At 63.4% G+C, this 8023-nt stretch carries 7 protein-coding genes; 5 read left to right on the top strand and 2 right to left on the bottom strand.

What is annotated here, in order from left to right:
• Nucleotides 1-138: 138 nt before the first annotated feature.
• Both AC0L16_RS21550 and AC0L16_RS21545 read right to left on the bottom strand, forming a co-directional pair.
• On the bottom strand, nt 139-1584 hold the full coding sequence (locus AC0L16_RS21550) for an ABC transporter substrate-binding protein (RefSeq protein ID WP_192357467.1): 1446 nt from the start codon (nt 1582-1584) through the stop codon (nt 139-141).
• Between the two features lie 44 nt (nt 1585-1628).
• The gene (locus AC0L16_RS21545) at nt 1629-2603 is read right to left on the bottom strand and encodes a sugar-binding transcriptional regulator (RefSeq protein ID WP_473623117.1); all 975 of its coding nucleotides are present in this window, start codon (nt 2601-2603) and stop codon (nt 1629-1631) included.
• 219 nt (nt 2604-2822) lie between these two features.
• On the opposite strand from AC0L16_RS21545, the gene AC0L16_RS21540 reads away from it, so the two are divergent.
• The 5 genes from AC0L16_RS21540 to AC0L16_RS21520 all read left to right on the top strand — a co-directional run bounded on the left by AC0L16_RS21540 (nt 2823) and on the right by AC0L16_RS21520 (nt 8000).
• Nucleotides 2823-3881 (top strand): substrate-binding domain-containing protein, encoded by a 1059-nt coding sequence (locus tag AC0L16_RS21540; protein ID WP_473623116.1) that lies wholly within the window; start codon nt 2823-2825, stop codon nt 3879-3881.
• A 36-nt stretch (nt 3882-3917) separates the two neighbouring features.
• Nucleotides 3918-5183: an ABC transporter substrate-binding protein gene (locus AC0L16_RS21535; RefSeq protein WP_473623114.1), complete on the top strand. Its 1266-nt coding sequence runs from the start codon at nt 3918-3920 to the stop codon at nt 5181-5183.
• Between the two features lie 70 nt (nt 5184-5253).
• Complete coding sequence (locus tag AC0L16_RS21530) at nt 5254-6099, top strand: carbohydrate ABC transporter permease (protein WP_258119457.1); 846 nt, start codon at nt 5254-5256, stop codon at nt 6097-6099.
• Complete coding sequence (locus AC0L16_RS21525) at nt 6096-6938, top strand: carbohydrate ABC transporter permease (RefSeq protein ID WP_473623113.1); 843 nt, start codon at nt 6096-6098, stop codon at nt 6936-6938. Before AC0L16_RS21530 ends, AC0L16_RS21525 begins: the two co-directional genes overlap by 4 nt.
• A gap of 21 nt (nt 6939-6959) precedes the next feature.
• On the top strand, nt 6960-8000 hold the full coding sequence (locus AC0L16_RS21520; RefSeq protein ID WP_473623112.1) for an ABC transporter ATP-binding protein: 1041 nt from the start codon (nt 6960-6962) through the stop codon (nt 7998-8000).
• Nucleotides 8001-8023: the final 23 nt, after the last annotated feature.

Below are 8023 nucleotides of genomic sequence, written 5' to 3'. Positions count from 1 at the left end.
CTTTGTCTGGCGGTGGGGGGGGGGGGGGGCCCCCCCCCCCCCGCCCCCCCCCCAACACCCCCCCGCCCCCCCCCCCCCCCCCCCCCCGGGGGCGGGGGGGGGGGGCCCCCCCCCCCCCCCCCCCCGGGCCGCCAGGACTCAGCCGAGCCCGGCTTCCTTGAGCTGGCCGTCGACGCTGGTGGCCAGCATGTCGAGGCCTTCGTCGACCGGCACTTCCTTGGCCACCATCTTCTGCAGCGTCGCCGCCCATTCGGTGGTGAGATCGAAGAACAGCGGCTGCGGGGTGAACTTGATGCTGGCGCCGGGCGCCGAGACGTCGAACATCTCGACATAGCCCGGATAGCTCTTGTTCAGCTTCTCGCGGAACATCTGGTCGTTCCAGACCGACTGACGGACCGGATTGACGAAGTCCATCTTGGTCGCACCGAACAGTGCATGCTCAGGCCCGGATGCCCATTGCATGAAGTACCAGGTGGCGTCCTTGTCCTTGGAGAAGTTGGACATCGACAGCGACCAGATCCAGATGTTGGGCGTCGGAGCCTTGGCGGCAGGATTGGCCTTGAAGGCAGAGAAGGCGAGCTTGCCGGCCATCTTGTTGTCGCCGCCATTCATGAAGTAGCCGAGGATGTCGGCGTCGAAGATCATCGCCGAGGCGCCGGCGCCAAGGTCGGTGCCGACCTGATACCAGGTGTAGGTCGACCAGTCCTTGGGGCCGCTCTCCTGGATCATCTGGACCCACTGCTTGTGGAAGGCCTTGGATTCGGCGGTGTTCATCGCGGCCGACAGTTTGCCGTCGGCCGAGACGTTTAGGTCCTTCTGGTCAAAGTTGGCGTAGGCCGAGAGGAAGCCGGGATGGATCGTCGCCCAGGAGCGCGAGCCGCGCACGCCGATGCCGTAGACGCCGCCACCGACATCCTTGGTGAGCTTGGCCGCCGTAGCGACCATCTCGTCCATATTGCCGGGAACGCTGACCCCGACCTTGTCGAACATACCCTTATTGTAGGTGATGTTGTTCTGTTCGAAGCCCCACGGAATGCACCACTGCTTGGCGTCGTCGGAACCGAGCACGCCGCCGGGCTGGCCGTTCCAGGCGCAGGACTTCCTGACACCGGGCAGGAAGTCGTCCCAGGCATAGTTCACATTGGTCTTGGTCGGATCCTTGATCCACTCGTTGAGGTCGGTGATCCAGCCGGCCGGGCCGTAGGTCCAGGTCATGTAGGCGCCGGTCATGAAAGCATCGTATTCGGGCGAGCTGGCCGACAGCGCAGCGGTGACCTTGTCGAAATAGACGTCTTCCGGAAAGACGTCATAGACGACTTCCATGCCGGTCAACTTCTTGAAGTTTTCAAGGTTGGCGATCATCGCATCGGCGTAAGGATGCTTGTTGAGCAAGAGCTTGATGGTCTTGCCCTTGTGCGCCTGCCAGTCGAAATCCGCCGCCAGCGCACGGGTCTGCCCCAGATTGAGCAGCGTTCCGGCCGTGCCGGCGGCAAGGCCCATCGCGCCAAGGCCCTTGATCAGCCCACGACGATCGACTTGTCCGCGCAGGAACGCGTCGATCAGGTCTTTCTCTTTCTCATGCATGTGTCTTCTCCTCCACAGGGTAGTTTCAATCGAATGGCTGCCGGCTACCCGACCGGCGTCTGCTCCACGAGTTTTCGCGCCGTCCGCTCATCGGTGACCAGGCCCTTGAGATAGCGGCCCTCCAACACCGATTTGATGGCACGAACCTTCACCTTGCCGCCGGCGACGGCGACAATCCTGCGATTGCTGATGTCTTCGCGCGCCAGCGCCAGCGCCCGGTTGGAAAGCGTCGTCTCGACCGCTTTTCCAGCCTCATCGAAGAAATGGCCGAGCAGTTCGCCGACACCGCCGTTGCGGCGGATCTCCTCCATTTCGCCCTTCTCGATCATGCCGGTGGCGACCAGCGACGCCTCGCGCTCGGCGGTGCCGATGCCGGCAATGAGCAGGTCGGCGGCCTTGCCGAGATCGAAAACCTCACTGATGCCCTTCTGCCCGAGCAGCACGGTTCGATCCTCGACCGTGTTGGCGAACATCGGCACCGGCATCACATAGGCTTCCGCGCCGGTCCGTTCGGCCAGGCGGTGAATGACGTCGTGCGGATTGGCCGAGAACTTGCGCGTCAGGCCGCCAAGCAGTGAGACGAAGCGGGTCTTTTCGGCAGATATGCGCGGCAGATACTCGACGCAGGCGGCCAGCGTGCGGCCATGGCCGACGCCGATTAGCGTATCCTCGCCGCGTTCGATCTCACGCTTGAGGAATTGCGCGCCGGCGATGCCAAGCGCCTTGAGCGGCAAGTCTTCGCCATCGAAGTCGGGAACGACCTCGCAATAATCGAGGCCGTAGCGGCTCGACAAATCGTCTTCAAGCGCGACGCATTCCGACACTTCGCCGTCGATATAGACTTTGACCAGCCCTTCCTGATTGGCCTTGGTGATGAGGCGATGCGCCTTGAGGCTGGTCAGGCCAAGCCGCCTGGCGACCTCCGACTGGGTCAGGCCGCCAGCATAATGAAGCCAGGCGGCGCGCGTCGCCATACTGGTTTCATCGTCGCGCAGGAGGCCGTTTCCAAAACCAACCATTTCCGCCCTAAGATATTTTTATCAGGTGATGCAAAATTTTTCACAAGGTGTCGTCGGAGTCAAGCGCCACGTGGTTCAAATCACGCTAAGCGGGCCAAAAACAGAGTTCGGCCCGTTGTAGAGCCATCGACACCTCATTGGCTCGGCCGGGATTTAAAACGTTTGCAATCTGACCGAAACCCATTACAAACGCTTCAAACACTTTGTTCGGGAGGATCAGTGCCGGCCCGCGTCACCACGCTCAAGGAACTTGCCGCGCAGCTCGACCTGTCGATCACCACGGTGTCACGGGCGCTTGCCGGCCATCAGCAGATCGCCTTGAAGACGCGCGAACGCGTCACTGAAGCCGCGCGCCAGGCCGGTTACGTGCCCAACACGGCAGCCCGCACGCTGGTCTCCGGCCGCAGCGGCTTTGTCGGCATGGTGCTGCCGATCCGCGGCCCCAATCTGGTCGATTCCTTCCTTGGCGAATTCGTCACCGGGCTTGGCGAAGGGCTGGTTTCGCATGGCACCGATCTGATCCTCGCCGCCGCGGCGCAAGGCCAGTCGGAACTTTCCGTGCTTCGCCATGTTGTCGAATCCGGACGCGCCGATGGCGTCGTCGTCACCCGCATCGCCGAGGTCGACGAACGGCTCGCCTATCTGCGCCAGCGCAATTTCCCATTCGTCGCCCATGGCCGACTGCTCGACACCGACTTCGCCTACAACTGGCTAGACACCGATGGCGCTCACGCCTTCGGTGAAGCCTTCGACATGCTCTACGATCTCGGGCACCGCCATTTCGGCCTGGTGACGATCGCCGAGCCGATGACGTTTCGCCATCTGCGGCAAGACGGGCTCGCCGCAGCGATCGCGCGCCGAGGCGATCCGTCGGTCAGGCTCGATGTAGCGACGGCGCCGCGCTTCGATCGCGGCGCCCGCATCCAGGCCATCAACCGGCTGCTGCATGCTGACGAGCGGCCGACGGCTATCGTCGCGCTGTTCGACGAGTTGGCGCTCAGCGTCATGGAAGAGGCCGCCCGCGCCGGCCTGGTCATCCCTCGCGACCTTTCCGTCATCGGCTTCGACAACATCGCCGCCTCGGCCTATGCACCGCCCGGCCTCACCACATTCGATGCGTCGATCCGCCAATGCGCGCGCGAGATCGGCGAGATGCTGTTGACCGTCATCGGCGACAAGTTCGCCGCGCCGCTGACACGGCTGATCCGGCCGACATTGGTTTCGCGGGCAAGCCATGGCCCGGCACCCATAGGACCGGCACCCACAGGACAAAACTGACGCTGGGGCGGCGCACAACCAGGGAGGAAGACCACGATGAATGCGTTGAAGACATTGGCCGGCGCCGCACTCGCGCTGTCGATCGCGATCGGCGGCGCGCAGGCCCAGGTGCTGTTCTGGTCGACGCAGGCGCGGCCTGTGGAGGAGACGCAGAAAATGCGCAGCGAAGTGCTCAAGTCGTTTGACGGCCAGGTCGACTATCAAGTCGCCGAGGACGGGCCCTGGCTCACCCGCCTCCAGGCCGAGCTGCAGGCCGGCTCCGGCACCATCGGCGTGCTCGGCGGCCTGCACGGTGACTTCTCCACGGTCGGCGCGAACCTTGTCGATCTGTCCGGCGTCGATATCGGCGGCGTCAAGCTCAACGAGGCCTACAAGAAGCTCGGCATGCTCGGCACAGGTGACCAGAAATATCTGCCTTGGATGCAGGCCGCCTTCCTGATGGCGGCCAACAAGCAGGCGCTGCAATATCTGCCGGCCGGCGTCGATCTCAACACCATCACCTATGACCAGCTGATCGAATGGTCGAAGAACATCGCCGAGAAGACCGGCTCGCCGAAATTCGGCTTCCCGGCCGGACCGAAGGGGCTGAAGCACCGTTTCTTCGAGGGTTTTCTCTATCCGTCCTACACCGGCTCGATGGTGACCAAGTTCCGCTCGGCGGAGGCCGAGACCGCGTGGAACAAGTTCAAGGAATTGTGGCAGTACACCAACCCGAATTCGACAAATTATGCCTTCATGCAGGAGCCACTGCTGACCGGCGAAGTGTGGGTGGCGTTCGACCACGTGGCGCGGCTTGCCGATGCGTTCAACCAGAAGCCGGACGAGTTCGTCGCCTTCCCGGCGCCAGCCGGCCCGGCGGGTCGCGGCTACATGCCGGTGGTCGCCGGCGTCGCCATTCCGAAGACCTCGCCGGACATGGACAAGGCCAAGGCGCTGGTTGCCTATATGCTGAAGCCGGAAACGCAGATCGCGACGCTCAAGGCCACCAACTTCTTCCCCGTGGTCGACGTAAATCTGCCCGACGACATGCCGGCCTCGGTGAAAGTCTTCGGCCCGGTGATCGCCACCATGACCGGTGCGCCGGATGCGCTGCCGGCATTGCTGCCGATGGGGCTCGGCGATCTCGGCGGCAAGTTCAACCAAGTCTATGTCGACAGTTTCGAGCGTATCGTGCTCGGTGGCCAGGATGTGCGTGGCGTGATCGAGGAACAGGCGACGGCGCTCAAGGCCCTCATCGACCAGGCCAAGGCACCGTGCTGGGCACCCGATAAGCCGTCCGAAGGCGCCTGCCCGGTCGACTAGAATCCTCCCGAGGGGCGTCCGGAACCTGTTGCGTTCCGGGCGCCAGCCGCACCAGGCCAAAGGACATGCCATGCACGGCAAGGCCCTGCCCTATCTGCTGCTGATGCCGGCGACGCTGTTCCTTTGCGTCTTTTTCCTCTACCCGTTCGCGCTGGTCGCCTTCGAAGCTTTCACCCGTGACGGCGGCTTCACGCTGGACAATTTTCGAACCATGACCGGCAACTGGAAATTCCCGGTCGCCTTCTGGAACACCATCCTGCTCGCAGCCATCGTCGTGCCGATCCAGCTGGTTATGGCGCTGTTGATGGCTACGGTCGTGTCCAGGCTCGAAACCGGGCGGGGTGCGGCGCTCTACATCTTCGCCATTCCGCTCGGCATCTCCGATCTCGCCGCCGGGCTGATCTGGCTCGCCATTTTCGACCAGTCCGGCTTCCTCAACACGCTGCTGTCGAACCTCGGCCTCGTGGACAGGCCCGTCATGTTCCTCGGCTACCAGAGCAAGCTGACCATCTTCGTCGCAGTGATACTGGCCGAGATCTGGCGCGCGACTGCGATCATGATGGTCATCCTGGTCGCTGGCATGGGGCTCATCCCCCGGGAATATCACGAGGCGGCCGAGGTCTTTGGCGCGAGCCCGTGGAAGCGCTTCGTCAAGATCACGCTGCCCTTGCTGCGCCCCAGCCTGCAGACGGCGATCATCCTGCGCGTTATCCTCGCCTTCGAGGTTTTCGCCGTGGTGGCGGCGCTCGGCGGCACCAATTTGCCGGTCTTGATGGGTGAGACCTACAACTGGCAGTTCTCGTTGCAGGACCGCAACGTTGCCGCCGCCTTCGCCCTGCTCATCCTCGCCATCTCGGTCGGCCTCACGCTGTTCTTCCTGCGCGTGCTGCGCGTGCCGAAGGAAGCGCGCATATGAGCGCCGTCGCAGAGATGCCAATCGCCGCGCCCGCGACCCGCAAGGCCGGCAACTGGCTGCTGGTCGCCACCGTCATCCTGCTTTCGGTCTGGGTGCTGCTGCCGATCTATCTTCTGATCGTCAACGCCTTGTCGTCGCCGGAAGAGGTCACTGCCTTTCCGAAACGCTTCTTCCCTTCCTTCGATTTCGGCAGCCTGTCTTTCTTCATCAATTTCGCCGGCGTCGGCCGTGCGCTGTGGAACTCGGTCCTTGTCGCCACGCTGACGATGATCCTCTCGATCGGGTTCGGCGCGCCCGCCGGCTACGCGCTGTCGCGCTTCGATTTTCCGGGCAAGGGCACGTTCCGCTTCCTGGTGCTGATGACCCGCGCCTTTCCGCTGCCGCTGCTGGCGCTGCCGCTTGCGGTGATGTTCATCCGCACCGGTCTCGACGACACCGCCATCGGGCTGGCGCTGGTCCACACCACGCTGGCGCTGCCCTTCGCGGTGCTGATAACCTTTTCGCTGTTCTCAGGCATTCCGATAGAGCTCGAGGAAGCGGCGTGGACGCTCGGCTGCACCCGTCTGCAGGCGTTTCGCAAGGTCATCCTGCCGCTGGCACTGCCCGGCATCGCGGCCTCGGCGGTCTTTGCCTTCACCATCTCCTGGAACGAGGTGTTTGCCGCCGCCGTGCTGACCATAGAGAACCGGACGCTGACCGCCTTCCTGCTGCAGAGCCTCGGCGAGTCGCCGCTCTATCTCAAATTCGCCGGTGGGGCGGCACTGGTCATCCCCGCGCTGATCTTCATCTTCGCCGTCCGCAAATACCTGTTCGCCATGTGGGGGATCGCCAACCGATGACGCGCGATAGGGAGAAAGCCGATGGCTGAGATCGCCATAAAACAGGTGGCCAAACGCTTTGGCGGCTTCACCGCGCTGCATTCGATAGACCTCACCATCACCGACCAGGAGTTCATGGTGCTGCTCGGCGCCTCGGGCTGCGGCAAGACGACATTGCTCAGGATCGTCGCCGGATTGGAAACGCCGAGCCAGGGCGAGGTCTGGATCGGCGGCCGTCGCGTCGATCATCTGCCGCCGCGCGACCGCGGCATCGCCATGGTGTTCCAGAATTATGCGGTCTTTCCGCATCTGACAGTGTTCGAAAACATCGCTTTCGGCCTGCGCATGAAGAAATTGCCGCAGCAAGAGGTCGAACGCCGCGTCACCCGCACCGCCGAACTCATGCATATCGAGCAATTGCTGAAACGCTATTCGGGCCAGCTTTCCGGCGGTCAACGCCAGCGCGTAGCGGTGGCCCGCGCGCTCGCCATGGAGCCCGATGTCATCCTGATGGACGAGCCGCTGTCCAATCTCGACGCGCTGCTCAGGCTCGAAATGCGCGCCGAACTCAAGGGGGTGCTCGCTGCATCCAAGACCACCACCATCTATGTCACGCACGATCAAGTCGAGGCGATGAGCCTCGCAGACCGCATCGCCGTCATGCATCAGGGCCACATCGTCCAGGCCGCCTCGCCGGTCGAGGTCTATCGCAATCCGGCCGCACGCTTCGTCGGTTCCTTCATCGGCAATCCGCCGATGAATTTCATCCCCGCGACGAAGACTGCGAACGGAAGCTGGACCGTCGCCGGCCTGACGCTGCCCGGCCCCAAATCGGACAAGCACAAAATTGAATTCGCCATTCGCCCCGAAGATGTCGGCGCAGGTGACAATGGGCTGCATGCCACCGTGCGCGTCGTCGAGCCGCTCGGTCCGCACACGCTGGTCACCTGCGATGTCGAGGGTGGGCTGTTTCGCGCCATCCTCGAATCGAATGCCGCGATCGCCGTCGGCGACCACCTGCGACTTGCGCCCAAAGCCGATCGCATCCGCTGGTTCGATCCTGAAACCACCAACGCCCTTTGATCCCGCCAACGCCCTTCAATCGC

Source organism: Mesorhizobium sp. WSM4848, assembly GCF_055811375.1.
Note: the sequence above shows the minus strand (reverse complement) of the source record. Positions and strands in the feature narration are given on the sequence as shown.